Raw genomic sequence first — 25,828 nt, 5'->3', positions numbered from 1 at the left:
TGAGGGCGACTACAGCCAGCCGAGCGCGCGGGACTCGTCAACCGGCTCGGTGAATGAACAGGAGCCGACGCCCACCAGCATCTGCTCACGCACGCGCTGCAGTGTCTGACGATCGAGGCGCAGGTCGCCATGTTCGCCCTGCCACTGCACATCGGCATCACCCATCACGATCTGCTCGGCGTTCGACTCTTCGAGTACACCAATGGCTTGCGCGTCGGTGCCACCAGCAGCGAGCACACCCGCAGCGAGCAGCACGTTGAAAAATCCGAACATGCGACCGGTGGGCGCATCGGGTTCGTAGGTGAGCCGGTAGCTGCCGCGCAGCGGATGATGAAGTCCGGCCGTGGCTTTGGCGGTCACCTGATGTTCGAGGCAGGCGCGCAGAAACGTCACGACGCGGGAAGCCGCCGGAAACGCCGCCGACGTGGTACCACCGGCGCGCATCTTGGCGCGGCGTCCGGTGAGGGCGACGGCCGCGACCAGATCATGGACCCGATCATCGAGCGGGACTTCGATGTAGGTCAGCAGCTCACGCGGCACCGAGGCATGAATGCGCGCGACGTCGTCGGGTGTTTCGGCCTTAAGCTCGTAGCAGTCGACGATGGCGCCACACTCGTCGAAACACACCCGATGTCGTTCATTGAACGCGGCGATGGCGGTCATGTCGGCAGCGACATCACCGGATCCGGTCACCGACAATCGCCAGGGAATGGCACCGGCATCGCGCGGCAGAAGCGGATCGGCCAACTCGGAGAATGTTTCCAGCGCGGTTGCCGGACAGACAAACCGTCCAAGCACCCATCCACTGCCGCCGGCACGATAGTGTGCGTAGTTGCGCACGGCAGCCGGCATGGTGAGCGCCGCCGGCGGGTACAACCCAGCGTAGTCAACCAGCCCTTCGAGGAGAATACGGGCCGGGCGCTCCGTGAGCGGAGGAAGACGTACAGGCATGGGGCTCAGAGCCCGTCAAAATCGAGGGCCAGATCGAGGGCCGGTGCCGAATGCGTGATGGCCCCCACCGAGATGCGATCGACGCCGGTCTCCGCAATCGCCCTCACCGTTTCGAGCGACACCCCACCCGAAGCTTCCGTGATGGCGCGCGTCGCACAGCGCTGTACCGCGGCGCGCAGCATGTCGAGCGACATGTTGTCGAGCAGAATCCAGTCCGCCCCTGCTGCCAGCGACGCATCGACCTGCTCGAGTGTGTCGCACTCCACCTGAATGGGCGTGCCCGGCATCGCGAGTTGGCGGGCACGCGACACCGCCATGTTGATATCACCACCGATCGCGGCCAGGTGGTTGTCCTTGATCAACACCCCACTGCGCAGATCCATGCGATGGTTGGTCCCCCCACCGGCGCGCACGGCGTACTTCTCGAGCGCACGCCATCCCGGCAGTGTTTTGCGGGTGTCGAGAATCTTGGCACGCGTGCCGTCGATGGCCTGCACAAAACGACTCGTGCTGGTGGCAATACCCGACAGGTGTTGCAGGTAGTTGAGCGCGGTCCGTTCGGCCGACAACATGCCGCGGGCGTGACCGGTCAATGCCAGCACGCGGGCGCCGGCGGTCACACGCGCGCCATCTTCCGCTTCCACCCGGATCGCCACCGATGGGTCGAGCTGACGAAAGGCTTCCACTGCCATCGCCACTCCTGCCACCACACCCTCTCGACGGGCAACGACCGCGCTGCGCACATGCCGATCACTCACCACGGTGGCCAGCGTCGACACATCGTTGAACGCTTCGTCTTCCTGCAGCGCCACCCGCACCTGGGCTGTCACCTGCGCCGCCGTGAGCGGAAAGCCAGGAGCATGCGCCATCACCGCTTTCACATCGAGCGGTGTGATGTCCCGCAGTTGAGGCGCGGGAAAACCGTGCGGCGGTGTCGGCCGCAGGGGCGGGTGGTAGGACGTCATTCGCCAGGATCCTCGGGGCCGAAGGGGCTCACTCCACTATTACCGCCGATCGAGACCATACGCTCGATCGAAATCCGGGCCCGAGCGGCCACATCCTCGGGCACGGTGATGCGATGCTGCAGGTGCTCCAGAGCGTCGCGCACCTTGGCCAGCGTCGTGACCTTCATGTACGTACACTGCGCGCGATCGTTGGCCGCAATGAAGCGCTTGGACGGATTCTCCCGACGCAGCCGGTGCAGAATGCCGATTTCCGTCGCCACGATGAAAGTGTCCTGTTCCGTCTGCTGCGGACGCTTGATCATCCCTTCGGTGGACAGGATGTGCGCGTTGTTGCGATCCACCGCCCCAGCGCTCATCGCTTCCACCACCGACGTGGCGCAGCCGCATTCGGGGTGAATGAGAAACTCGGCGCCCGGATGCTGCGCGCGGGTGCGGGTGATGTGTTCCGGGTCGATGCCCGCATGCACATGACACTCGCCCATCCACACGTGGATGTTGTCGCGCTTCGTTTCCCGACGCACGTGCGCGCCCAGGAACATGTCGGGCAGGAACAGAATCTCCTTGTCCCGCGGGATGGCGTTGATGACCTCCACCGCGTTGCCCGACGTGCAGCAGTAATCGCTTTCGGCCTTCACCTCGGCGGTGGTGTTCACATAGGCCACCACCACGGCACCGGGATGTTCGGCCTTCCACGCCTTGAGCTGCGCGGCATCGATGGTGCTGGCCAATGAACAGCCGGCCGCCAGGTCGGGGAGCAACACCGTCTTCGTGGGTGACAGGATGGCGGCCGTTTCCGCCATGAAGTGCACGCCGCAGAAGACGATGACGTCGGCGTCGGTTTTGGCCGCTTCGCGCGAGAGGCCCAGCGAGTCTCCGACATAGTCGGCGACATCCTGAATCTCCGGACGCTCGTAGTTGTGGGCGAGGATCACCGCATTGCGCGACTTGGCGAGTTCGCGGATTTCCGCGGCCAGTGCGGGATCGTAGTGCGCTTCGAGAATCGTCATGGACTGCAAAGGAGGCGGTGCGCCACGAGCATGTGAACAGCCATGCCGGCGACCAGGTGATGGCTACCAGGTGATGTGGCGACCCTGCCATTTCCGGCGGGTCTTGGGAAAATCGCTCCGGAAGTGCCCTCCTCGCGACTCCTTGCGCATCAGCGCGGCTTCTGCCACGAGTTGCGCGGTGGTGAGCAGGTTGCGCTCCTCCGTGGCACCGGGCGCGATGCGCTCGCCGAGGTGCTGGAGCAGGGCCACGCAGCGCCGCAGACCAGGCGCCGTGCGGGCGATGCTCGCATAGTCCCACATGACTTGCCGGATTTCATCGGCCACTACTTGGGCGGCTCCCCGATCGTCGAGGGCCGGCACCGACCAGGCGGACACGTCGGGCGCCGGCAGATCTTCCGGGGTCTGCTGCAGATCGCGCGCCACTCGTTCGGCAAACACCAATCCTTCGAGCAACGAATTGGAGGCGAGGCGATTGGCACCGTGCACGCCGGTGCGGGCCACTTCGCCCACCGCGTACAGTCGGGAAATGCTCGACCGACCGGCAAGATCGGTCACCACGCCGCCCATCATGTAGTGCGCAGCCGGCGTGACGGGGATGGGTTCGTGGGTGGGGTCGATACCACGGGCGCGACATAGCTGCGAGATCCCGGGAAACCGGGTCAGAAACGAGGCGCCCATCTTGGTGGCGTCGAGAAACACCCGCCCGTGGGCCTGCTGCTCACGGAAAATTTCCCGGGCCACGACATCCCGCGGGGCGAGCTCCGCCAGTCGATGACGCTTGGTCATGAACCGCTGCCCCTTGGCGTTGAGCAGCACCGCGCCCTCTCCACGCACCGCCTCGGAGATGAGGGCCAGCGGGTTTTCCGGGGTATCGAGGGCCGTGGGGTGGAACTGCACGAACTCCATGTCGGCCAGACGGGCGCCGGCCCGGTGGGCAATGGCAAACCCGTCGCCGGTGGCCACCTGAGGGTTCGTGGTATATCGGAAAATTTGACCGCATCCACCGGTGGCGAGCACCGTGGCGTCGGCCACGATCTCCACCGGCCGACCGGCGATGGAAGCGCGGACCCCGGCGCATTGCAACCCGCTCTCGTCCTGCACCAGCAGCAGGTCGAGCACCCGGGCGGTCTCCTGCACGTCGATATTCGGCGACTCGCGCACCTTGGCGACGAGGGTCCGGGCCACCTCGGCGCCGGTCTGGTCCCCGTTGGCGTGCACGATCCGGTGGCGGGAATGCGCCGCCTCCTTCCCCAGCTTGAAATCACCGGACGGATCGAGGTCGAAACGGGCCCCGGCGGCCTGGAGTTCGCGGACCCGGGCGGGCCCTTCTTCCACCAGCACCTGCACCGCTTCGGAATCGCACAGCGCCGCGCCGGCCGCGAGCGTATCCTCCCGGTGCAGATCGGGCGAGTCGCCGGCACCCAGTGCGGCGGCGATCCCCCCCTGCGCGTAGGCGGTAGCGGAGTCAAAAAGGGTACGCTTGGTGAGCACCGTCACGGGTCCGTGGGCCGAAGCTCGCCAGGCGGTGTGTAATCCGGCGACCCCGCTGCCAATCACGAGGAACCGGGTGCGGATCCTGTCGGTCATAGTAGTTTCAATCAAAGGTCATCGGGTCCCCAACTGAACCCCTGGACGGCACACCCGTTGCACCGGGATGTGATTTCGGCCAGTTCCGCCTTTTCCGTTTCGTTCTCGAGGAGTCTCATGCGTTCGACGTTCCTGGCCGGTTTTGCGGCCGCTGTGTCGCTGTTGCCGGCATTGGCTATGGCGCAGCCGGGCGGGGTTTCCACCGCCTGCTCGATCGATCCCAACAATCCCAAAGAGCTCGCGCTCCAGTCGCTGGCCTTCAATCGCGCCAAGAGCGCGCAGAGCCCCGAGGACCGCAAGAAGGTCCTGATGGGTGTGATGAAGGAGCTCGACACGAAGCCCGAGCGCTTCGCGAAAAACCCCGCCGGTTACAACTACATCCTGTCGCAGGCGCTGGTGATGTGGGCGACGGAACCGGGCATGGGCGATACGCCCACGCGCGGCCAGCTCGGATTTGTGAGCAACCCGCAGGAGAAGTACGACGTGATCGCGCAGCTCGATGCCTCGTACAAGGCCATCGAAGCCGCGGCGCCGGCGTGCAAGGAAGACGTGGCCGGCATGCGTCAGAACGAAGCCTGGCTCGCGCTGACCCGTGCGGCGCTGGACGCGTCGAACGGCGGCAAGCTGGATTCGGCCGAGTACTACGCCAAGCGGTCGATGATGGTGAGCAACGAGAGCCCGTATCCGCACTACGTGCTGGCCAACGTGGCCAACTCGAAGGGTGACAAGAAGACGGCCATCACGCACTGGCAGCATGTCGTGCAGCGCGCGGGCACCGACACGTCGTACCGGGACCTGCGCAACGGGTCGCTCTACTACGCCGGCATGGCGCAGTATGAACTGGCGGTGAGCCAGAGCGGTGCAGAACAGGTGGCCACGGCGAAGGAAGCCGCAGGCACGTTCAAGGAACTGCTCACGGTTTACCCCGAGTCTCCGGACGCGGCCAACCTGATGCAGGGCTGGTCGGATGCTCTGACCCTCGCCAAGGATTCGGCAAACATGTCGGTGGTGTATGCCGACCTGCTCGCCAACCCGGACAAGGGCAACGACATCACGCTGACGATGGGCGGTGTGATCGCGACGCGTGCCAACAAGATCGACGACGCGCTGAAGCTGTTCGAAGCCTCGGTGCAGAAGAATCCGAGCGGCCGCGATGCCCTTCGCAATCTTTCGGCCACGTACTACGGCAAGGACATGTTCGACAAGATGTTCGCGCCGGCCAAGCAGCTCGTGGCGGTCGATCCGAACAACTACGATGGCTGGATGATGTTCGCCTATGCCGCACAGGGTTTGACGAAGAACGCCAAGACGCCTGCCGAGAAGAAGGCGTGGACCGATTCGCTGGTCAAATACCAGACGATCGCGGAAGCGCTGCCGGTGAAGGTGGATGTGGCCGGCTTCACGCGTGGCGCACAGAATTCGTCGCTGACGCTCTCGCTCGAGCAGGTCGCGGACGCGGCCGGCAACTACAGCGTGACGGCGGAATTCCTCGACGCCGCCGGCAATGTGGTGACGTCGGGTACGGAGTCGTCAGGCCCGATCAAGAAGGGTGAGCGCAAGGAAGTGGTCATCAAGGCCACGGGCGCTGGCATCTACGGATACCGCTACAAGCCACTCAAGTAACATGTGATCGACGGTCCCGCAGCCGCGGGAATCGACGACCGATGAAGACGGGCGTGAACGACGCGGAGCAGAATCTCCGACGACGGTCACGCCCGTTGTCATGCGCCCAGGTCGTATTGACGGCCTGCGCAGCGTCCCTGCTGTTGGCCCGACCAATACGCGCGCAGACGCCAGCTTCCATTGGACGAGCGGGTGAGCTCGGCATCATGGCCATCGGAGCGGTGACTTCCGCGTCTCCGGCCATTGCCAATCGACGGCTCACCGAAGGGTATCTCACCCAGCCCAATCTGATGGGGGCGATCACCGCCGCGCGCGGTCGCTGGGGCGCACTGCGCACCACCGGCACGCTCAACTTCGAGGGATATACCCTCCGGCGCGGTGAACTCAACGCCGGCATGTACGGCGAGGGATACATCGACCGGCGGCATCCCCACACGCTCGTGCACGAAGCCATGATGACGGCCTCCACGCCCGCGCCATCGTGGTGGCAGATGTCTTTGTCGGCCGGCAAGGGATTCACGCCGTACGGCACCGACGATCCGATGATGCGGACGTTCGTGAAGTATCCCGTCAATCATCATCACGCGCAGATCATCGAGCGGGTGCAGGTCCTGGGCGCGGTACGTGTTGGCACCAGCCGGGCTGCGGTGCTCGAACACGGACGCTTCAACGGCGACGAGCCCTTGGGACCGTTCACCGGTCCGCGCTGGTCGCGGTTTGGCGACTCACACACCACACGTCTCACGCTGCTGCCACGCGGCGACGTTGAATGGCAGGCCAGCCGTGCATTCGTGAAGAGCCCGGGGCTCGTGCAGGGCGGCGCCTTCGATCATGTGCAGTACAGCACCTCGCTGCGCTATGGCGGCACGTCGCGCCACACATTCTTCATCGAAGCGGCCCGCACCAATGAAACGCTGAACGACCGCGCCGTATTCCGGTTCAACAGTATGCTGGCCGAGGGACGCACGGCGTGGCGCGAATGGTCGCTGGCGGCTCGTGCCGAACAGACGGACCGTCCCGAGGGTTCACGCCTGTTGGATCTGTTTCGCACGCAGACCGGACACTTCGACGTGCAGATCGTCGGTGTGACACGATGGCAGGTTGGCACGGTACAGCTTGCGGCTCCTGCGTTTGGCCGTGGCACAGCGCGTCTCGTCCCGTTTCTCGAGGCGGTCGCAGCCCACGCCCAGCCGCGGAGCACACCTGCCGTTTTTGTCCCGCGTGATTTTTATGGGGCGGCCACCCAATGGTCCATCACGGTGGGGGCCCGCCTGCATGTGGGCACCATGCGCGCCCGCATGGGACGATACGGCGTGCTGGATCCTGCCCTTGGCCGTATCATGTCACCCACCCATTCCCATTGATGCCGATGCGCTCGCCCCGTACCCCGTTCGTGTCGATGTCGTCGATCAGACTCGTACTGACCGCCACCGCAATGCTCACCGGGGCCCTGCTGGCGGCGTGTGGCAGCGATCCGGTCTCCGTGGGTGCGCTCGGGGTGGGGTCGGGGACGACCCTCACACACGTCGCGATAGGCAACGTCTCCGATCGGTATACGTCGGAGTTGTGGGTACGCGGCAACACCGCCTACACCAGCAGTTGGGGCATCCGCTCCGTGGCCCGCGGCAATGCCGTGAAGATCTGGGATGTGAGCACCGATCAGCCACGTCTGGTGGACAGTGTGATCGTGGAGAACGCGTCCACCACCGGCGATGTGCAGGTGTCGGACGACGGCTCGATCATGCTGGTCGCCATCGAGAGCAATCCCAATGGCGGTGTGGCCATCTACTCCATGGCCGATGCCCGCAAGCCACAACTGCTGGTGCGCACCACGGGGGGTGAGATGCAGTACGGTGTGCACACCGCCGAACTCGCCCGGGTGAACGGCGTGCTGTACGCCTTCTGTGTAGTCGATCCGTCAAGCAATGTGGCTTCCCGCCTGGTGGTGCTCGACCTGTCCAATCCTGCCACACCGCGCACGGTGTTCTCGCAGGCCATGGGCCGCCCCAATCTGCACGACGTATTCGTCCGTGACGGCTTGTTGTTCACGGCCGAATGGAACGACGGCATGGGCATCTGGGATATCGGAGGCGCCGGCAATGGGTCGGTGGCACAACCCCGCCGGATTTCCCGCATCACCACGCTGGGGGGCCAGGTCCACAACATGTGGTGGATCCATGATCCGGTGACCGGCAACAAGCAGTACGTGCTCGTGGGTCAGGAAGGACCGGGTTCGATCGGCTCAACCAGCAGCGGCGATATCCACGTGGTGGACATCAGCAACATCCAACTGCCCGTGGAGGTGGCATTCTACACGATGCCGGGGGCGGGCACGCACAACTTCTCGGTGGACGAGGCCAATGGGTTTGCCTACGCCGCCTACTACAATGGCGGCGTGCAGGTGCTCGATGTGCGGGGGGATCTGGGAAATTGTGCCCCCGGTCAGCGTGGAGCGGATGGCCGCTGCGATCTGCAGAAAATGGGCCGATGGAAGGCGCGGTACGCCGGGGGGCTTTCGGCACCGGTGTACGTGTGGGGCGTGCATTGGACACCCACGGGCGTGTTTGCCAGCGATATGCTGCACGGCCTGTTCCGGGCATCGCCGGCGAAACGCTGACAGTCGGAGCGTGTCGGCCCTTCCCGAGAACGTGTTCGACGGCGAACCTTCGGTGCCATGCGCCGTACCCTCTTCCTGATCGGGGCGCTCCTCCTCGCCCATCTCGCGCTGCTCACCGTCCGGCCCTCCGGGGCCACGGTCGCCGACACCTCTGAAGGCCTCGATGTCGGCATCGTGTTCGATGTCGGCGGTCGCGGCGACAAGTCGTTCAACGACGGTGCCTACCTCGGCGGCATGCGGGCCGCGAAGGAACTGGGGGCACGCGTGACCTATATCGAGCCCGGTGATGGCTCGGATCGTGAAGCGGGGCTTCGGCTGCTGGCCGCCGAAGGCATGGATATCGTGATCGGCGTGGGCTTCATCTTCACCGACGACATCCTGCCGCTGGCCAAGGAGTATCCGAACGTCCGCTTTGCCGACGTGGATCTCTCGCTGCCGACGGATGCCAATGGCAACCCGTTGCCGCTGCCCTCGAACCTCAAGGCACTCAAGTTTCGCGAGGAAGAAGGCTCCTTCCTCGTCGGGGCGCTCGCGGCACTGGTGGGCAAGAGCAAGAAAGTGGGCTTCGTGGGCGGCATGGACATCGCGCTCATTCACAAGTTCGAGGCCGGCTACAAGGCGGGCGTGCAGCACGTGTGCCCCGACTGCGAAGTCATCGTGAACTATGCCGGTGTGACCCCGGAGGCCTTCCGCAATCCGGGGCGTGGCAAGGAGATGGCGCTGTCCATGTACAATCAAGGCGCCAATGTGATCTTCCATGCCTCCGGCTCCACCGGACTCGGCGTGTTCGAAGCCGCCCGCACGGCGGGCAAGCTGGCTATCGGCGTGGATGCCGATCAGTACAGCGAAGCCCCGGGTTTCGTGCTCACCTCCATGGTGAAAGGCATCGACGAGTCGGTGTATCAGGCCGTCAAGGCGGTGAAAGAAGGCCACTTCACGGGCGGTGTGCAGCAATTCGGGTTGGCCGAAAAAGGCGTGGGCTATGTGTACGACGACAACAACAAGGCCCTCATTCCCGACAGCGTGCGTGTGACGCTCGATTCGCTCACCGCGAAGATCATCGACGGGCGCATCACCGTGCCCAGCACACGCGGAGGACGTTGAGCATGACCACTCCTGCTCCGACCGCCGCTTCCGCTGCGCAGAAACCATTGGCCATCTGCATGCGTGGCGTCGTGAAAACGTTTGGCGGGGTCGTCGCCAATCGCGACGCCTCGTTGGATGTCGCCACCGGCGAGATCCATGCGCTCGTGGGCGAAAACGGCGCCGGCAAGAGTACGCTGATGCGGGTGCTCGCTGGCCTCTATGCGCCCGATGCCGGCTCGGTGGAAGTGAATGGCCGCGACGTGACCGGCTGGAAGACCACCGAAGCGATCAGCGCCGGTGTGGGCATGGTGCACCAGCATTTCATGCTCGTGCCCACGCTCACGGTGGCCGAGAATGTCGTGCTGGGCGTGGAGCCCCAAAACGGCTTGCGCGTGGACCTGCATCGCGCGGCCATCGAAGTGGAATCGCTGTGTCGCAAGTGTGGCCTGCACGTCGATCCCCACGCCAAGGTGGCCGATCTGTCGGTCGGTGAAGCCCAGCGCGTGGAGATTCTCAAGACGCTGTACCGCGGCGCGAAGATCCTCATTCTCGACGAGCCCACGGCGGTGCTGTCCCCGCCGGAAGTGCAGGAACTGTGGACCGTGCTGCGCGCCCTGCGTGACGATGGCGGCACCGTGGTACTCATCACGCACAAGCTCGACGAAGTGATCGCCGTATCTGATCACATCACCGTGATGCGGGCCGGTACGACCGTGTCGCGCTTTCCCACGCAGGGGGTGACCCCACGCGAGATTGCCCGCGCGATGGTTGGACGCGATGTGGCATTGCATCTCGAAGCGGTGGGCGCGGTGGACACGCCGGTGGATTCCGCAACGGCCGATACATCGGCGAATGCATCGGCGGCACCAACCGCGGCTCCCGCACTGCGCATCACCGGCCTTCAAGTGGTTTCTGATCGTGGCCTCGCCGCGGTCAACGACCTGTCGTTCGATATCCGGCCCGGTGAGATCTTCGGCATCGCCGGTGTGGAAGGCAACGGACAGACGGAGCTGCTCGAAGCCATCGCCGGCCTGCGCACGGTGCGCAGTGGTCGCATCGAATTGGGTGGCCAGGCGTTTGGCACCCTGTCCGTGCGCGAGCGGGCCGATCGTGGATTGTCGCACATTCCGGAAGACCGCCATCGCCGGGGTCTGGTGCTTGACTACTCCATCGCCGACAACCTGATCCTCGGGCGGCAGCATCATTTTGGCACGCGTGGCAAGCTGGATCATGCCGCCATCGATGCCAACGCGAAGGAGCAGATCGGGCGCTTCGATATTCGCCCTCCCATGCCGGCGCTCCCTGCGCGGGCACTGTCGGGGGGCAATCAGCAGAAGATCGTGATCGCGCGGGAGATGGGTCGCTCGTTCAGCGTGTTGCTGGCTGCCCAACCCACACGCGGTGTGGACGTGGGCGCCATCGAGTTCATTCATGCGCAGCTACGGGCAGCCCGTGACGCTGGCAAGGGCATCCTGCTTATCAGCGCGGACCTGACGGAAGTGCTGGCATTGTCCGATCGCATTGCCGTGATGTACGGGGGTCGGTTTGCCACCGTATTGCCACGGGCAGCGTGCAGCGCCGAGTTGCTTGGACCGTTCATGACGGGAGCCGCGGCATGAGCACGGATACCGGCATGCGGGTGGATCGTGGTATCTGGGAAGCCGTACTGCCGCCCATTGTGGCGCTGTGCATCGCGGCGGTGGTGGGCGATCTGCTCATTCTCACCTTTGGTGAAGCTCCAGCAGCCGTGTTCTCACTGCTGGTGAAAGGCACCTGGGGCAATGCGTACGGCATCGGGCAGGTGCTCTACAAGACCACCACGCTCACCTGCACCGGTCTCGCGTTTGCCTTCGCGGCGCGCGCGGGACTGTTCAATGTGGGCGCCGAAGGGCAGTTGGCTGCGGGCGGTTTTGGCGCAGCCGTGATGGGATTGTTGTTGCCGGCCGGTGTGCCGGCCGTGGTGGCCGTCCCGGTGTGTGTCGCAGCGGCCATGCTGACCGGCGCCGGTGTTGGCGCGGTACCGGGCGTGCTGCGGGCACGATTCGGCGCCAGTGAAGTGATCGTCACGATCATGCTCAATTTCATCGTGCTGGCGCTGCTCAACTGGTTCGTATCGGCCAAGCTACATGTGCCGGAAACGCTGCACACGCCCGGTATTGCCGCAGGCACCGTGCCCAGGCTGGCCGATGCATTTGCGATGTTCCGTGGCAGTGCGGCCAACTTCACACTGCTATTTGCCGTGGCAGCCGCCGTCGCAGCCTGGTGGTATCTGTTCCACACCCGCAGCGGCTATGAGCTGCGCGCAGTGGGACTGCAGCCCGATGCCGCCGAGTACGGTGGCGTGCGCGTGCCCCGCGTCCTGCTGGTGACGATGGCGCTCTCCGGCGCGCTCGCCGGATTGGGTGGGGTGAACTTCGTGCTCGGGTACAAAGGCTACTACGAAGATGGCTTCGCCGGCGGTGCAGGCTTCCTCGGCATCGCGGTGGCCTTGGTGGGCCGGAACCATCCCATCGGCATTCTCGCATCGGCGCTGTTGTTTGCCACGCTGTCACAGGGTGGCCTGGCCGTGAACGCCATCGTGCCCAAGCAGCTCACCGATATCCTCACGGCGGTGGTCATTCTCGCCGTGGCGACCGCCGTGCCTGAAGTACAGACGCAACTGCGCGCCGCCGCAGCCCGCGCGGCGAATACGCTGCGTGGTTCGCGCGCGGAGGGTGTCGCATGATGGCCCTGATGTTCCTCCTGCAGACCATCCGCATTGCCATTCCGTACCTGCTCGCGGCGGCGGGCGGTGTCATGTCGGAACGAGTGGGCGTCATCGCCCTGGGGCTCGAGGGGTTGATGCTCTCAGGCGCATTTGGCGCCGCATTGGGTAGCTACTACGGGAATTCGCCGTGGATCGGGCTGGTCGGCGCGCTGGTTGCCGGCGCCATCGTGACCACAGTCCTGGCTGTGGCCACCCTGCGCTTCAAGGCCAATCAGGTGGTCGTGGGAGTGGCCATCAATCTCGTTGTCGTGGCCGGCACCCGGTTTTTCCTGCGCCTGGTATTCGACAGCGCGAGCAATTCGCCCCGCGTCCCCGGTTTTGGCGGCGAAGGCATCAGCAATGCCATGCTCGCCAGCTTTGTAAACCCAGTGGTATGGATCGGATTGGCCGCCCTGCCGGTACTCGGATGGGTGTTGTATCACACGCCATTCGGATTGCGCGTACGCGCCGTTGGAGAGAAGCCGGAAGCGGCCGCCTCACTCGGTGTGGCGGTTGCACCGCTGCGATTCAAGGGACTGCTCATCGCCGGCTCGCTCGCCAGCCTGGGTGGTGCCTATCTCGCACTCGATCAGCACCAGTTCACCGACGGCATGACGGCCGGTCGCGGGTTCATTGCCCTGGCGGCCGTGATCTTCGGTCGTTGGGAACCGGTACGCGTGGCCGTGGCGTGTGTGTTGTTTGCGGCCGCCGAAACACTCCAGATCCAGCTCCAGGGCGCTCAGCTCATTCCGAGCCAGTTCGTCGAGATGATCCCCTACCTGCTCACGATCATCGCCCTCGCCGGTGTCGTGGGGCGCAGCGTCGCCCCCGCCGCACTCGGCAAGACCGACTAGCTCTTCCTCACTGTCCGCTCGCATCGGCGAGCATGAATGTCCGACTCTCCCGCTTCACCCCCTCCCGCCGCACCACCCGGGCCGTCCGAGCCCCACATCGACGACGAATTGCCAGCCGACGGCGGGAAGACCGCCTTCGGCAAGCTGACCGTGCTGATGGTCACGGCATTCATCGACATGCTGGGCCTGTTGATGATCCTGCCTCTCCTGCCGTTCTACGCCGAAAACCTCGGCGCGGGCGGATTTGTGGTGGGCCTGCTCGTGAGCTCCTTCAGTGTGGCGCAGTTGCTCAGCGCACCACTGTGGGGTCGGTTCAGTGACCGATATGGTCGACGCCCCGCGCTCATGGTTGGACTGGGCGCGAGCGCTGTGGCGTACGTGGTGTTCGCCTACGCCGACAGCCTGTGGTTGTTGTTTCTCTCGCGCATCGTGCAGGGCGCGGGCGGCGGCACCGTCAGTGTCATCCAGGCCTACGTAGCCGATGCCACACGCCCCGAAGACCGCGCCAAGAGTCTGGGGTGGCTGTCGGCGGCGACCAACGCCGGCGTGGCACTGGGGCCAGTCATCGGCAGTTGGGTGCAGCACTGGAGTCCGCACACGCCGGGCCTCGTGGCGGCGGCACTGTGTGTCGTGAACATGGCCTTCGCCCGGAAGTACCTGAACGAAATCCGGAAACCCGGTGGACTGGCTGCCGATGGCAGCAAGCCAGTGCGACGCAGTTCGCGCGAAGCGGTGTTTCGCGTGATTTCACATCCCAATGAGCCGGCATCGCGACTCATTCTGATTTACGCCATCGCCATCGGTGCGTTTCAGGGCACCACCGCCATTCTGGCCCTGTTTCTCGGTTGGCGGTTCGGCGTCACAGCCGACACGATCGGCTACTTCTTCATGTACATCGGCGTGCTCAGTGTGGTGGTCCGCGCACTCATCCTCGGCCGACTGGTCGACCGCGTGGGCGAACCGCGCCTCAGTCGCATTGGCGTGGTCTTCCTCGCCATCGGCCTGACCGGTGTGTCGTTGTCGCATGACTACGTCACGCTGGCGCTGGCCGTGGGCATGCTGCCGCTGGGCACGGCGTTCACGTTCCCCTGCGTAACAGCCATGCTGTCGCGTGTGGTGAGCAGCACCGAACGTGGGCTCTACATGGGTGTGCAACAGACGTATGGGGGCATCACCCGCGTCGCCTTCCCGGTGATTCTGGGCGCGGCCTACGATTCACTCGGGCAACCCACACCCTTTCTGATCAGCGCCGTGCTGGTGCTCGCAACACTGGCCATGGGACGGGATCTCGAACAGTATGCTCCACGCATGATCAGGCCGGAGAAGCCGACAGCGTCGTGATGGCATCGAAGTCGTCGATCATCCCCGCATCCTGCCGGCGGACCATCGACGCATAGAGGCCGTCACGCGCCATCAGCGCCTCGTGGCGGCCCTGCTCCACCACCCGTCCGTCCTGCAGTACGAGAATCAGATCCGCCCGGCGGATGGTGGAAAGCCGATGGGCGATGATGAACGTGGTGCGACCGGTCACCAGGTCGGCGAGTGATGCCTGAATGAGCTGCTCGCTCTCGGTGTCGAGATTGCTCGTGGCCTCATCGAGAATGAGCAGTTGCGGATCGGCAAGCATGGCCCGGGCAATGGCGAGGCGTTGTTTCTGTCCCCCTGACAGCTTCACACCACGCTCACCGACCACCGTGTCGTAACCATGCACCAGCCGCTCGATGAACTCGTGGGCATTGGCCCGCCGAGCGGCGCTGAGTATGTCCTCTTCGCTCGCATGGTGGCGCCCATAGGCGATGTTGTCGCGCACCGATCCATCGAACAGAAACACTTCTTGCTGCACGATGGCCAGGCGGGAACGATAGCTCGCCAGCCGCATCTGCCGGATGTCCACCCCATTCACGAGAATGGCGCCCGTCGTGGGGTCGTGGAAACGCGCCACCAGATCGGTCACGGTGGTCTTGCCGGCGCCACTGCGTCCCACGAGGGCGACCACGGTGCCACCGGGAATGGTGAGATCGAGATCGTGCAGTACCGGCTTGCCTTCGTGATAGGCGAAGGTCACGTGATCAAAACGAATCTCGTCAATGACCTCAGGCGCTACCGTGGCATCAGGAACGTCGGGCTTGTCCGGCGCCATGCCGAGAATTTCGAACACGCGTTCCATGGCCGCGAGCGCACGTTGCATCTCGCTGAAGGAGTTCACGATGTTCCAGACAGGCCCCATTAGCAGGAACGTGTACCACTGAAAGGCGAAGATATCGCCCACCGTGGCATTGCCGCGGAGCGCGAGATGCCCACCGTACCACACGATGACCACATTCACGATGGCGATGAGCAATCCCCACGACGTCCACAGCACGAGCTCACGGCGGCTGGCAAACAGTTCCTTGCGCAGCACCGTGTGTCGACCCTGCATGTAGGCCAGCAGCTCGCGCGCTTCCTGTCGGAAAGCACGCACCACACGGATGCCGCTGAACGCCTCACCTACACGGCCGTCGATCTGCTCCGAGTCGTGGCGCACCACGCGATAGATGGGGCGAATGCGCTTGGCAAACGTGAAGCTCATGAACATCGCACCCGGAATCACTGCCAGCGCCGTCAGGGCTAGGCGCCAATTGAGCGACAGCAACACGCCCATGGCCATGAGCAGCTTCATCACCGAAATCGACGGTGAAATGATGGCCATCTGCAACAGACCGCTGGTGGATTCCACATCGCCGGACAACCGCGACAGCAGTCCACCGGTTTTCATGTTCCACAGCGTGGGTAGCGGTAAGTGCATGAAGCGATCGAACACCGCCCGCCGCAGCGACAACACCACCTTCACATTCAGGATGCGCTGCGTGTAGTCCTTGCCGATGGTGATGAACGCCGACAGCACCACCAGCAACAGGAACCCCGCGCCGGCCATGTTGAGACGTGAAGCTTTGATGGCGGCCGGAATCTCTGCGAGCAACACCTTGTCCACGATGAAGCGCATGAACAACGGCTCCACCGACTGCGCCGCGGCCGACAGCAGCGCGAGTACGCACACGACGGCCAACCGCTTTCGGTGCGGAGCGAGCCACCGCAGGTAGTCGCGCAGATAGTCGCCGCGTTTGCCATGCAGCAGCTTGGCGCGCCAGCCCTTTGCCTCCACATTGGCGCCATTGTTCGATGACGCGTCCGCCTGTGTCTTATTCGGCGGATTTTCGTCGCGCGCGCGATCCCCCAGTGTGCCAGCGGCATACTGTTGCACAAAATCGCGATAGCGTGCCCGCGACGATCCGGCGGCGGGTTTCTGCGGTGTCTGACTCATGGTCGGCCGGTGGTGTGGCAACCAATGTGGATGCGGTTATTCGGCGATGTACCGCCACGGCGCCGTGGGCGAAGCACGGCGCCAGATCGTGAAGAAAGACGTACCTGGTGCCGGCTGGCCTGCGGGCACGCCCTTGGGGCGGATGACACCAAACGTGATGCCGAGATCTCCGCTGGAGGCAACCAACGCCGTGTCGGCGCTCCACACGATGGTGCTCGGCGCGTCGAGCGCCTGTCCGCCAGCCACGGCGCGGGCAATCGCGATCGCGCCGCGCGTGAAGCGTCCTTCGTTGACCGATCCGACATTCAGCGACTCCTCCGTACCCAGTGCGGCAAAAGCGGCCCCGACTCCCACCCGCTGCGCTTCGTTCGAAAAACCGGCTTCTGCCTCGATCAGACCTTTGCGAAGTGTGGTGAACAGTGCCGCGCCACGGCGAGGCACCTGCAACCGCGCCGGAAGGATCGGAGGCAACACCGTGGAATCGATGGCCACACTGCTGTCGATGGCCCGACGACGCCACGCGGCCACACGCCACGGCGCGTTGCTGCCGACGCTATCCCTCACCCAGTAGGCGAGATACTTGAACTGACTGCGACCACCATCAGCACGCGTGGTCACCATGAATCCCAGCGTGAAGCCGTGCAGTCCATCCGACGAAAGACCTACACGAATGGGCGTCCAGCTACCCCGTGCCGCAGAGTCGGCCGTCGCGGCTATGGCATCCAGTACGGCCGCCTTCCCATTCAGGATCTGGCCACGGGGTGCGGGCATCATCACACCGTCAGCGAACATCGCGTCGAGGGCTGCGCGTAGCGGGCGTGTGCGGGCAGCCGCCGCGTGGCTACGATCCGCCGCGATCAGCGCTCCGGCGATGGTCGCCGGCACATCGGCCGTGGACGGACCCGACGGCGCGCCGGATGGCTTGACGGGTTTGGTGGCGCGGGACGCAGGCGGCTGGGCGGCGCTGACCAGCAACACCGCAGACATGCAAACAAGGAGTGGATTCATACTCCCCGTACGTTACCGCACATCGCTGGTGTCGGAAGCGGCCCCTACGTCCGCGCAGCACCGCTGGCGGCGCTCCGAAACACCAACGAGTTTCCAGTCATGCCGTTTCCTCGCGCCGCCGGTGTCCTGCTGCACCCTTCGTCCCTGCCCGGCGCCGGCGGCATTGGCGATCTCGGTCCAGACGCTCACCGCTTTGTCGATTGGCTCGCGCGCACTGGCATGAAGCTGTGGCAGGTGTTGCCGCTGGGGCCCACCGGATACGGTGATTCCCCGTATCAGTGTTTTTCGGCGTTTGCCGGCAACCCGTTGCTGATCCACGTGCCAGGGTGGCAGGGGACATTTCCCGAGCACATCGTCGACTTCAGCACCGTCGCCGATGCCAAGCGCGCAGCGCTGGCCACCTGGCTCGACGGGCTGCCCTTCGACGACGCCATCGAGTCGTTTGTGCGCCAGCAGCAGCACTGGCTGCCCGACTATGCGCTGTTCATGGCTCTCAAGCGTGCGCACCATCATGCGTCGTGGACGACATGGGGCGCCGCACTGGCCCTGCGTGAACCGCACGCGCTGATCCTGCAACGCACCACACACGCGGCGGACATCGAACGCACATACAAAGAGCAGTACGTGTTCCATCAACAGTACACGGCATTGCACGATGCGTGTCGCCGTGCTGGCGTGTCACTGATGGGAGATGTGCCCATCTATGTGGCGCACGACTCGGCCGATGTATGGGCCCATCGGGAACTGTTTGCCCTGCACGCCGACGGATCGCTCGAAACGCAGGCCGGTGTGCCACCCGACTACTTCAGCGAAACCGGGCAGCTCTGGGGCAACCCGCTGTACGAATGGTCACGCATGCGCGACACCGGGTTCACCTGGTGGATCGAGCGCATGCGTGCCGCGCTCACCCAGTTCGACGTGATTCGTCTCGATCACTTCCGTGGCTTCGAGGCCTACTGGGAAGTCCCGGGTGACGCCACCACCGCCATACACGGCGTCTGGCGCACCGGCCCCGGCGCCGCACTCTTCGATGCCCTGCGCGATGCCCTCGGTGATTTGCCGATCGTGGCCGAGGACCTTGGAGTCATCACGCCGGAAGTGGAGTTGCTGCGCGATCAGTACGACTTTCCCGGCATGAGCATCCTGCAGTTCGCGTTTGCCGATGAAGCGTCGGAGTTTCTGCCACATCGACTGGTGCGCAACCGCGTCGTGTACACGGGCACTCATGACAACGACACCACCGTGGGCTGGTGGATGTCCAGCGGCGACGGAGACTCTACACGTCCTGCCGAGGAGGTCACTCGCGAAAAGGCCTTCGCGCTGCGCTACCTCGACTGCGATGGTGGCGAGATGCATTGGTCGTTGATGCGTGCCGCCCTGGCGTCTGTGGCCAACACCGCGCTCGTGCCAATGCAAGATGTGCTGGGCCTGGGCAGTGCGGCGCGCATGAATTTGCCCGGCCGCCAAGCGGGCAACTGGGGATTTCGTTTTTCGTGGGATCAGCTCACGCCAGCGATCACCACACGCCTGGCCGGACTGGTCTCTACCTACGGACGCTGAGCCCCCCGCGCACCACGTCGGGCCTACTGGCCAGGGATGTGCGGCACATCCACTTCCCCATCGGGGGGAGGTGTGTAGATGTACAGCATGACCATGGCGGCGATCCAACCGATCACGGTCCAGCCCAGCAGCAGATTGACGAGGGCAATTTTGCGAAAGCGCGGGTGCCCACTCTTCCAGGCCAGCAACGTGGGCAGGATGTACAACGCCACGCTGATCACGATCATGATGCCGCCCTTCGGCAACCCACCCCCCGAATACGGCGCTGGCGCCTCGACGGCAGACGCCGCCGTTCGCGATGCACTGTCGAGGCTTTGAGTGACACGAAGCAGGATCATGAGGTAAATATAGAACCATGCCCCATAGCCCAGAGATGCTGATACTTGCCGATCGTGTGCTCGCCCGCCGCCTGGAGCGCTGCGAAGCCCACGCCAACGCGGCCTTCGTCGATGCCCGTGCTTCGCTGACCCCTGCACTCGGCGCCACCCGGTGCGACGTGGACGGCACCTGGGCGATGTTCGACGGGGTCGGCTCGCCGCTCACCCAGACCTTCGGACTCGGACTGTTCTCCGATGTGACGCCAACCCAGCTCGAGCAACTGGAAACATTCTTCACATCACGCGGCAGCGAGGTGATGCACGAGATCTGCGTGATGGCCGATCCCGGTGTGCTCCCGCTGCTTGGCGCACGTGGCTATCAGCCGATCGAATGGTCACAGGTGCTGTGTCAGACGCTCTCCGGCAGTGCCGACACCCCTTCGGCACACAACCGTCCGCTTGTTGTGCGTCGCACAACCCTCGACGAGGCTGATAGCTGGGCAGATCTGTCGGCCGAAGGGTGGAGCAGCGAAAGCGCTGAACTGGTGCCGTTCATCCGCGCATTGGGGCAGGTCAACGCGCGAGCCGCCGACACGCATTGTTTCGTGGCGGAACTCGACGGCACGGCTGTGGCAGCGGGCGCACTCCACCTGCACGAAGGCGTGGCCCTGCTGGCCGGCGCCAGTACGATTCCGGCGGCACGTGGCCAGGGTGCACAGCGGGCACTGCTCGACGCCCGTTTGCAGTTTGCTGCCGACGCCGGTTGTGATCTGGCCATGATGGTAGCCGCGCCGGGCACCACCTCACAGAAAAATGCCCAGCGCGCGGGATTCGGGATCGTCTATTCCCGCGTCAAGTGGATGCGATCGGAAGCGATCACCACTCCCTGATCACGCCGCCACCGAGCATGAGTCCCACCACGACACTCAACATGGCCGCGCCGAGGCGCAGATAGTGTACCGCGGTTGCGTGACGCCGACCCACCACACTGGTCGTCGCCCCTGACAGGGCGGACACCAGGGACATCCCTGCCACGGTGCCCACACCAAACGCCAGCAGGTAGAACGTGCGGTCACGAGCGCTCGGCGCCGCAGCGATGATGAGCACGATCACCGCGCCACTGCCCGCCAATCCGTGCAGCACGCCAAAACCCAGCGCCCGCAACTGCGCCTTGAATCCACTCCCCACGGCAACATGGTGGTGATGCGCCATCTGATCGTGCGCGAGACGATGCGGCCGCCCCTGCGATGAACGGTGTCGGCGCGACTCGGCGACGATGGAACCCACACCCAACACCAGCAACATGAGCGCCACCCCGAGTTCCGCCGTCGCGTAGAACCGATCGGGCACCTGCACACCGAGTGCGATGAGCACCAACGCCACCAATCCCACGCTCAGGGTATGGCCCACGCCCCACGACACACCGAGCCGTGCGGCGCGCCGCAGCCCACCATCGTGTGTGGCCAATGTGGTGACCGCTGCGAGGTGATCCGGCTCGAAAGCATGACGAAACCCGACGAGAAAGCCGACACCGATGGCGGACAGCAGGAGCGAGATCATGACGGTCACCGTGCCAGGTGATGAGTGAGTCGTGACGTCGATGACGTCGGTGACATTTTCTGTGTCGCGTGCGCAGCGATCAACGCCTGGCCGAGTGCCAGGCCACCGTCGTTGCACGGCACGCGACGATGCTGGAGCACCTCGAAGCCATCGGTTTCGAGCGCACGGGCCGTGAGCGTGGAGAGCAATTGATTCTGAAAGACCCCACCGGTGAGGCCGATGTGGTTCGTGCCGTGGTCCCGGCGAACACGCAGCGCGATATCGACCACCACACGGGCCACCGCGTCGTGCACATGCCAGGCAATCGGCGCGATGGCATCCGCCCACGCGTCCTGCGTGCGATTCAACGACCTTGATGCAGACACTTCGGCCTGCATGTCCCACAACAGTGCTTGCAACATCGGCGCGGGATTCATCAACCACCGCGGCGCGTGCACTCCGTCGCGATTGACCGACGATGCCGGTCCCTCGTGCACGTCGATGTTGTACCCGGCCCGCATGCGTGTGCCAGGATACTGGCGAGCGAGCACTTCCAGCAGAATCGCCGCCTGTCCTTCATAGGACACCTTCGCCGGACCGCCGCACAGGACGGCGCAGGCATCCAGGAACCTCCCCATGCTGGACGTCTCCACACAGGCGATGCCGCGCTCCAGTTGCTGGATCATCAGGCGACGTGCTTCCGACGTCAGCTCCGTATGGTGCAGCATTGGCGCGATGGCGTTGTCCGACACGTCATGACCGTGTCGGTGCAACAACCCCAGCGCACCACGCAACGGTTGCCGCACGGCCGCATCACCACCGGCAAGGGGGAATGGCGTGAGGGAGGCAACACGGGTAAAGCCCGTGCAATCCCCGAGCAGCATTTCACCACCCCACACGGTGCCGTCGGTGCCCCAGCCTGTCCCGTCGAACGTGCAGGCCAGAATCGGCGTGGATCCGGGAAGCCCGTGTTCGGCCATCAACGCCGCGAGATGGGCATGGTGGTGCTGCACCCGCACCAGCGTCGCACCCGACTGCCGCGCGCGTTCCGCGGCCCACCGCGACGAGTGGTATTCAGGGTGTAGGTCACAGGCGATCACGTCGGCGCGGCCATGGTGCATCGCTTCGAGTTGCCCCGTGGCCAGCGTCAGCGCCTCGAGGGTTTCGGGGCTCCCGACATCACCGATATGACTCGACAGCGTCACCTGATCGGCAGCGAGCCATGCGGCCGTGGACTTGAGTTCCGCTCCCACGGCCAGCACTGACGCGGACGCACGGATGGATGCCGGCAACGAGGCCGCGACGGGGATCGGATACGGCGCATAGCCCCGCGATCGGCGAACGGGTTGTTCATGCCCGTCGTCACCGATCGACACCACGGAATCATCACAGGGTAGAACAATCTCGCGATTGTGTGTGAGAAATCCGTCGGCCAGCACCGCCAGACGCCGTAGCGCATCGACATCACGCCAGGCGATGGGCTCATCACTCAGATTGCCACTGGTGCATACGAGCGGACCGTCAGCGGCAAGCAACGCGTGCAGCGGAAACGCCGGCAACATCACCCCGACGGAATCGAGTCCGGGCGCCACATTGTGTGCCAGCGGTTGCGCCGCCCCCTTGGAGGTGGGCACCAGCACAATGGGATGCGCTGGAGACTCCAGCGATACCACCGCCGATGCACGCACGTCCGCGAAGGTGCGCAGCGTGGAGAGGGTGTCCACCAACACTGCCAACGGTTTGTGCGGCCGATCCTTGCGGAGGCGCAACCGGGCCACCGCGTCGGCATTTCGTGCGTCGCACAACAAGTGGTATCCGCCGATCCCCTTGGCAGCCACGATCCCACCGGCACGCAGTACCGTCAACGCAGCCCGCAACGCGTTCTCGTTACGCGCATCTGTCGCGTGAACGACTGGGAGTGCAGGCTCGCGCATGTCCGTGTCGGCACGACGCACGACCGACCATGCGACCTGCGGACCGCAGTCGGCACAGGCGTTGGGTTCCGCATGAAAACGACGATGGGTCGGGTCGTCGTATTCGCGCTGACAGGCCACACACATCGTGAAGCGCCGCATCGTGGTAAGCGCCCGATCATACGGCACGCCGATGACGATGGTGAATCGTGGCCCACACTGGGTGCAGTTGAGAAACGGATAGCGGTACCGTCGATCTGCCGGATTGTGGAACTCCCGCCAGCAGTCGGAGCAGGTTGCCAGGTCCGGTGGCACCGCCGCAACGCGTGCGAACGCCAACACCTTCCCGTTGCCTGGCATCGCCTCATCGTGCGTACGACTGCCCGCAATCCGGAACCCTTTCACGCCCTGCGGCTGCTCGGCGTGGACTTCCATCGACTCGATGCGCGCCGCCCGAGGCGCTTCCCGCGACAGGGCCGCGAGAAACTGCTCGATCACGCCCGGCTCACCCTCGAGCTCCACCAGAACGCCGTCCCCGACATTGCGGACTTCGCCGCGCGCCCCAAGTCGAATGGCCAATCGATGCACAAAAGGACGGAACCCGACGCCCTGTACCGTACCGCGCAGACGGACCACGACACGAGTCGTGGCGATCGGTGTGGTGGAATTGGTCTGCGCGGAGGGAAACGCCATGTGGGCTAACGTCGTCGGTGGGCAACCTCGCTGGAAATAGCATGATCTTGCCATAACACTGGGCGGCGCCGGCACATAACGTAGCCGCACCTCACCCCGATCCCGTTTCCGGAGGGACTGCATGGGGACTGCCTTGCCTTCCGCATCCAGCGCTGCCCAGGAGCAGCTACTGGCCCGCCTGTCGGAAGAAAAGACCATCGATTCACTGAACCGCCTGCTCGATCGTCTCGACCTTCTCGCCTTCGTGGCGGACGCGTTGGACGGTTTTCTGCATCGCGCCAACGTCGTGGCGGAAAGCGTCGCGGAGAGTGTGGCCGATATGAAGCGCCTGGCCGGTGACGACACCGCCGCCGGAGACGTGATCAGTCGCATTCCCCAGCTCGCCCGCGTGGGCGTGCAACTCGCCGACGTATCAGCCACACCCGGATTTCAACGACTGATTGATTCGGGATTAGTCGAACGTCTCGGCGAAGAAAAAACGATCGAGGCCGTGAAAGCCGTGCTCGATCGACTCGAACTCGCCGCGTTCACGCTCGAAGCCATCGATGGCCTCCTGCGGCGTGGAGACACCATCGCCACGGCGCTCTCGGCCGATCTCGATGAACTCAAGACCGCGTCACAACCCGATTTTGCCAAGCTCAAGGAGCTCCTCGCGGCGCTCCCGACGCTGGTAGCCGCTGGCCAGACGCTGGTGCGCTCCGGCATGCTCGAACCACAGACCGTCGAAGTCCTTGGCACCATTGGGCGTTCGGCGGCCGAGTCGTACGAGGAAGCTCGGGAAGCCCGGGCTGCGGAAAAGCCTATTGGGATCTTTGGCCTATTGCGCGCCCTGCGTGATCCCGACGTAAATCGGGCGATCAGTTTTGCCCTGCACGCTTCGAAAGCGTACGGGCAAAAACTTGGCCGCTGATCCACTCACATCATGCACGAACTGTCGATCGCTCAGAGCATCGTCGATGTGGCCGGTGCGGAAGCGCGTCGGCTTGGCGCGTCGTCCGTTCGTGTGGTATACCTTGCGATAGGACGACTCTCCGGTATCGAGCCGGGGGCGCTGCTGTTCTCCTATGAGCTGGTGGCTGCCGACACGCCGCTCGCGGGATCACGGCTGGTGATCGAGGATATTCCGATTGCCATTCATTGCGCACCCTGTGCTGCGATTCACGAGTTGCCGGGAGTCAACCGATTCCGTTGCCCGGTCTGTGATACACCGAGCGGCGATATCCGAAGGGGACGTGAGTTGGACATCACCGGTCTGGAAATCGACGACGGTGCATCGACCGACTTCGATTCCATCGACCACGACACGTCAGCACTGGGTGCATCCCAGGCGCCGGAGATCCCTGCATGACCTCCACCATGCCCACGTCGCGCATCGTTGCCGTGCGTGCCGGCATTCTTCGCAAGAATGACGAGCTGGCACATGGCCTGCGCGCACGGTTCGAGGCCGCCGGTGTTTTTGTGGTGAACCTCGTGTCGAGTCCTGGAACAGGAAAGACGGCTTTCCTCGAATGGACCCTCACAGCGCTGCACCAGCGTGGCGTGCGGGTGGCAGCACTGGTCGGCGATCTGGAGACGGACAACGACGCGCAGCGCCTGGCGCGCAGCGGGGCGCCGGTCAGGCAGATCAACACCCACGGACGCTGCCACCTCGAGGCCGAGATGATCGATGCCCATCTCGACGGATGGGCACTCGAGGATATCGAGGTGCTCTTCGTGGAAAATGTGGGCAATCTCGTGTGCCCAGCTTCGTATGATCTTGGCGAGGCGCTGCGGCTGGTGCTGCTCTCCGTGACCGAAGGCGAGGACAAGCCGCTCAAGTATCCCACGATGTTCAACTCGGCCGACATCGCGATGGTCACGAAGTCCGATCTTGCCGTGGCCTGCGAGTTCAACCGCGAAGCCGCGGAAGCTGCCATCGCATCCGTTCGGCCAGGCATGCCGGTGCTGTCCTGCTCCTCGCGTACCGGTGCCGGGCTCGAAGACTGGCTCGCGCTGTTGGATGCCCGACGCGCCGAGTGGCGTGCCGAGTGGCACGCGCAACGGCTTGCGGCTCACTGAGTC

22 protein-coding genes are annotated in these 25,828 nt (G+C 64.6%); 13 read left to right on the top strand and 9 right to left on the bottom strand.

Features of this window, described 5'->3' with window-relative positions; translation table 11 throughout:
* Positions 1-9: 9 nt before the first annotated feature.
* The 4 genes from GAU_RS02230 to GAU_RS02215 form a co-directional block, all read right to left on the bottom strand.
* Positions 10-951, bottom strand: a complete 942-nt coding sequence (locus tag GAU_RS02230; protein WP_012681927.1) for a hypothetical protein — start codon at positions 949-951, stop codon at positions 10-12.
* Positions 952-956: 5 nt separating this feature from the next.
* The gene (gene nadC / locus GAU_RS02225; RefSeq protein ID WP_012681926.1) at positions 957-1,916 is read right to left on the bottom strand and encodes a carboxylating nicotinate-nucleotide diphosphorylase; all 960 of its coding nucleotides are present in this window, start codon (positions 1,914-1,916) and stop codon (positions 957-959) included.
* A complete protein-coding gene (gene nadA / locus GAU_RS02220; RefSeq protein ID WP_052574190.1) occupies positions 1,913-2,923 on the bottom strand; it encodes a quinolinate synthase NadA in 1,011 nt (336 codons plus the stop codon). Before nadA ends, nadC begins: the two co-directional genes overlap by 4 nt.
* Positions 2,924-2,986: 63 nt before the next feature.
* Positions 2,987-4,510 carry an L-aspartate oxidase gene (locus GAU_RS02215; RefSeq protein WP_052574189.1) on the bottom strand — a complete coding sequence of 508 codons (1,524 nt, stop codon included), beginning with the start codon at positions 4,508-4,510 and terminating at the stop codon, positions 2,987-2,989.
* A 117-nt stretch (positions 4,511-4,627) separates the two neighbouring features.
* On the opposite strand from GAU_RS02215, the gene GAU_RS02210 reads away from it, so the two are divergent.
* The 8 genes from GAU_RS02210 to GAU_RS20225 are packed head-to-tail and all read left to right on the top strand — an operon-like array spanning position 4,628 to position 14,777.
* Positions 4,628-6,133, top strand: coding sequence for a tetratricopeptide repeat protein (locus tag GAU_RS02210; RefSeq protein ID WP_012681923.1), 1,506 nt, complete (start codon positions 4,628-4,630; stop codon positions 6,131-6,133).
* Positions 6,134-6,174: 41 nt separating this feature from the next.
* Positions 6,175-7,497: a hypothetical protein gene (locus GAU_RS02205; protein WP_012681922.1), complete on the top strand. Its 1,323-nt coding sequence runs from the start codon at positions 6,175-6,177 to the stop codon at positions 7,495-7,497.
* Positions 7,498-7,532: 35 nt separating this feature from the next.
* Positions 7,533-8,750 (top strand): LVIVD repeat-containing protein, encoded by a 1,218-nt coding sequence (locus GAU_RS02200; protein WP_169307564.1) that lies wholly within the window; start codon positions 7,533-7,535, stop codon positions 8,748-8,750.
* Between the two features lie 57 nt (positions 8,751-8,807).
* Positions 8,808-9,854 carry a BMP family lipoprotein gene (locus GAU_RS02195; protein WP_012681920.1) on the top strand — a complete coding sequence of 349 codons (1,047 nt, stop codon included), beginning with the start codon at positions 8,808-8,810 and terminating at the stop codon, positions 9,852-9,854.
* Between the two features lie 2 nt (positions 9,855-9,856).
* Complete coding sequence (locus tag GAU_RS02190; RefSeq protein ID WP_012681919.1) at positions 9,857-11,455, top strand: ABC transporter ATP-binding protein; 1,599 nt, start codon at positions 9,857-9,859, stop codon at positions 11,453-11,455.
* On the top strand, positions 11,452-12,561 hold the full coding sequence (locus GAU_RS02185; RefSeq protein ID WP_197526032.1) for an ABC transporter permease: 1,110 nt from the start codon (positions 11,452-11,454) through the stop codon (positions 12,559-12,561). The genes GAU_RS02190 and GAU_RS02185 overlap by 4 nt, the downstream gene beginning before the upstream one ends.
* Positions 12,558-13,436 (top strand): ABC transporter permease, encoded by an 879-nt coding sequence (locus GAU_RS02180; RefSeq protein WP_012681917.1) that lies wholly within the window; start codon positions 12,558-12,560, stop codon positions 13,434-13,436. Before GAU_RS02185 ends, GAU_RS02180 begins: the two co-directional genes overlap by 4 nt.
* Positions 13,437-13,472: 36 nt before the next feature.
* Entirely contained in the window at positions 13,473-14,777 is a 1,305-nt protein-coding gene (locus GAU_RS20225; protein ID WP_052574188.1) for an MFS transporter, read from the top strand.
* Here GAU_RS20225 and GAU_RS02170 read toward each other — a convergent pair.
* Together GAU_RS02170 and GAU_RS02165 are read right to left on the bottom strand one after the other, a co-directional pair.
* Positions 14,749-16,737 carry an ABC transporter ATP-binding protein gene (locus GAU_RS02170; protein WP_012681915.1) on the bottom strand — a complete coding sequence of 663 codons (1,989 nt, stop codon included), beginning with the start codon at positions 16,735-16,737 and terminating at the stop codon, positions 14,749-14,751. The genes GAU_RS20225 and GAU_RS02170 overlap by 29 nt on opposite strands.
* 36 nt (positions 16,738-16,773) lie before the next feature.
* Complete coding sequence (locus GAU_RS02165) at positions 16,774-17,724, bottom strand: hypothetical protein (protein ID WP_012681914.1); 951 nt, start codon at positions 17,722-17,724, stop codon at positions 16,774-16,776.
* Between the two features lie 120 nt (positions 17,725-17,844).
* Between GAU_RS02165 and malQ the strand changes: the two genes are divergently transcribed.
* The gene (gene malQ, locus GAU_RS02160) at positions 17,845-19,305 is read left to right on the top strand and encodes a 4-alpha-glucanotransferase (RefSeq protein WP_012681913.1); all 1,461 of its coding nucleotides are present in this window, start codon (positions 17,845-17,847) and stop codon (positions 19,303-19,305) included.
* Between the two features lie 23 nt (positions 19,306-19,328).
* Here the strand turns inward: malQ and GAU_RS02155 are convergent, their stop codons facing one another.
* Positions 19,329-19,643, bottom strand: coding sequence for a superinfection immunity protein (locus GAU_RS02155; protein WP_012681912.1), 315 nt, complete (start codon positions 19,641-19,643; stop codon positions 19,329-19,331).
* A gap of 17 nt (positions 19,644-19,660) precedes the next feature.
* Here GAU_RS02155 and GAU_RS02150 point away from each other — a divergent pair, with 17 nt between their 5' ends.
* Positions 19,661-20,512 (top strand): GNAT family N-acetyltransferase, encoded by an 852-nt coding sequence (locus GAU_RS02150; protein ID WP_012681911.1) that lies wholly within the window; start codon positions 19,661-19,663, stop codon positions 20,510-20,512.
* On the opposite strand, the gene GAU_RS02145 is transcribed toward GAU_RS02150, so the two are convergent.
* Together GAU_RS02145 and hypF are read right to left on the bottom strand one after the other, a co-directional pair.
* Positions 20,499-21,182 (bottom strand): high-affinity nickel-transporter protein, encoded by a 684-nt coding sequence (locus GAU_RS02145; RefSeq protein WP_012681910.1) that lies wholly within the window; start codon positions 21,180-21,182, stop codon positions 20,499-20,501. The two genes, GAU_RS02150 and GAU_RS02145, sit on opposite strands and share 14 nt — an antisense overlap.
* Before the next feature lie 5 nt (positions 21,183-21,187).
* Positions 21,188-23,767: a carbamoyltransferase HypF gene (gene hypF / locus GAU_RS02140; protein WP_012681909.1), complete on the bottom strand. Its 2,580-nt coding sequence runs from the start codon at positions 23,765-23,767 to the stop codon at positions 21,188-21,190.
* Between the two features lie 121 nt (positions 23,768-23,888).
* On the opposite strand from hypF, the gene GAU_RS02135 reads away from it, so the two are divergent.
* Genes GAU_RS02135 through hypB form a run of 3 tightly spaced genes read left to right on the top strand, consistent with a single transcriptional unit; the run spans position 23,889 to position 25,825 of the window.
* Entirely contained in the window at positions 23,889-24,677 is a 789-nt protein-coding gene (locus GAU_RS02135) for a DUF1641 domain-containing protein (RefSeq protein WP_041265170.1), read from the top strand.
* A 12-nt stretch (positions 24,678-24,689) separates the two neighbouring features.
* The gene (locus tag GAU_RS02130; RefSeq protein ID WP_012681907.1) at positions 24,690-25,115 is read left to right on the top strand and encodes a hydrogenase maturation nickel metallochaperone HypA; all 426 of its coding nucleotides are present in this window, start codon (positions 24,690-24,692) and stop codon (positions 25,113-25,115) included.
* The gene (gene hypB, locus GAU_RS02125) at positions 25,112-25,825 is read left to right on the top strand and encodes a hydrogenase nickel incorporation protein HypB (protein WP_012681906.1); all 714 of its coding nucleotides are present in this window, start codon (positions 25,112-25,114) and stop codon (positions 25,823-25,825) included. Before GAU_RS02130 ends, hypB begins: the two co-directional genes overlap by 4 nt.
* Positions 25,826-25,828 lie beyond the last annotated feature (3 nt).

The organism is Gemmatimonas aurantiaca T-27, from assembly GCF_000010305.1.
In the GTDB taxonomy this organism is placed as follows: Bacteria; Gemmatimonadota; Gemmatimonadetes; order Gemmatimonadales; family Gemmatimonadaceae; genus Gemmatimonas; species Gemmatimonas aurantiaca.
Note: the sequence above shows the minus strand (reverse complement) of the source record. Positions and strands in the feature narration are given on the sequence as shown.

Coding starts and splice junctions, on each gene's coding strand:
- GAU_RS02150 (WP_012681911.1), top strand. CDS start 19,661: ATGCCCCATAGCCCAGAGATGCTGATACTTGCCGATCGTGTGCTCGCC.
- GAU_RS02185 (WP_197526032.1), top strand. CDS start 11,452: ATGAGCACGGATACCGGCATGCGGGTGGATCGTGGTATCTGGGAAGCC.
- nadA (WP_052574190.1), bottom strand. CDS start 2,923: ATGACGATTCTCGAAGCGCACTACGATCCCGCACTGGCCGCGGAAATC.
- GAU_RS02230 (WP_012681927.1), bottom strand. CDS start 951: ATGCCTGTACGTCTTCCTCCGCTCACGGAGCGCCCGGCCCGTATTCTC.
- hypB (WP_012681906.1), top strand. CDS start 25,112: ATGACCTCCACCATGCCCACGTCGCGCATCGTTGCCGTGCGTGCCGGC.
- GAU_RS02180 (WP_012681917.1), top strand. CDS start 12,558: ATGATGGCCCTGATGTTCCTCCTGCAGACCATCCGCATTGCCATTCCG.
- GAU_RS02195 (WP_012681920.1), top strand. CDS start 8,808: ATGCGCCGTACCCTCTTCCTGATCGGGGCGCTCCTCCTCGCCCATCTC.
- GAU_RS02190 (WP_012681919.1), top strand. CDS start 9,857: ATGACCACTCCTGCTCCGACCGCCGCTTCCGCTGCGCAGAAACCATTG.
- nadC (WP_012681926.1), bottom strand. CDS start 1,916: ATGACGTCCTACCACCCGCCCCTGCGGCCGACACCGCCGCACGGTTTT.
- malQ (WP_012681913.1), top strand. CDS start 17,845: ATGCCGTTTCCTCGCGCCGCCGGTGTCCTGCTGCACCCTTCGTCCCTG.
- GAU_RS02145 (WP_012681910.1), bottom strand. CDS start 21,182: ATGATCTCGCTCCTGCTGTCCGCCATCGGTGTCGGCTTTCTCGTCGGG.
- GAU_RS02135 (WP_041265170.1), top strand. CDS start 23,889: ATGGGGACTGCCTTGCCTTCCGCATCCAGCGCTGCCCAGGAGCAGCTA.
- GAU_RS02215 (WP_052574189.1), bottom strand. CDS start 4,510: ATGACCGACAGGATCCGCACCCGGTTCCTCGTGATTGGCAGCGGGGTC.
- GAU_RS02170 (WP_012681915.1), bottom strand. CDS start 16,737: ATGAGTCAGACACCGCAGAAACCCGCCGCCGGATCGTCGCGGGCACGC.
- GAU_RS02200 (WP_169307564.1), top strand. CDS start 7,533: ATGTCGTCGATCAGACTCGTACTGACCGCCACCGCAATGCTCACCGGG.
- GAU_RS02165 (WP_012681914.1), bottom strand. CDS start 17,724: ATGTCTGCGGTGTTGCTGGTCAGCGCCGCCCAGCCGCCTGCGTCCCGC.
- hypF (WP_012681909.1), bottom strand. CDS start 23,767: ATGGCGTTTCCCTCCGCGCAGACCAATTCCACCACACCGATCGCCACG.
- GAU_RS20225 (WP_052574188.1), top strand. CDS start 13,473: ATGTCCGACTCTCCCGCTTCACCCCCTCCCGCCGCACCACCCGGGCCG.
- GAU_RS02210 (WP_012681923.1), top strand. CDS start 4,628: ATGCGTTCGACGTTCCTGGCCGGTTTTGCGGCCGCTGTGTCGCTGTTG.
- GAU_RS02130 (WP_012681907.1), top strand. CDS start 24,690: ATGCACGAACTGTCGATCGCTCAGAGCATCGTCGATGTGGCCGGTGCG.
- GAU_RS02205 (WP_012681922.1), top strand. CDS start 6,175: ATGAAGACGGGCGTGAACGACGCGGAGCAGAATCTCCGACGACGGTCA.
- GAU_RS02155 (WP_012681912.1), bottom strand. CDS start 19,643: ATGATCCTGCTTCGTGTCACTCAAAGCCTCGACAGTGCATCGCGAACG.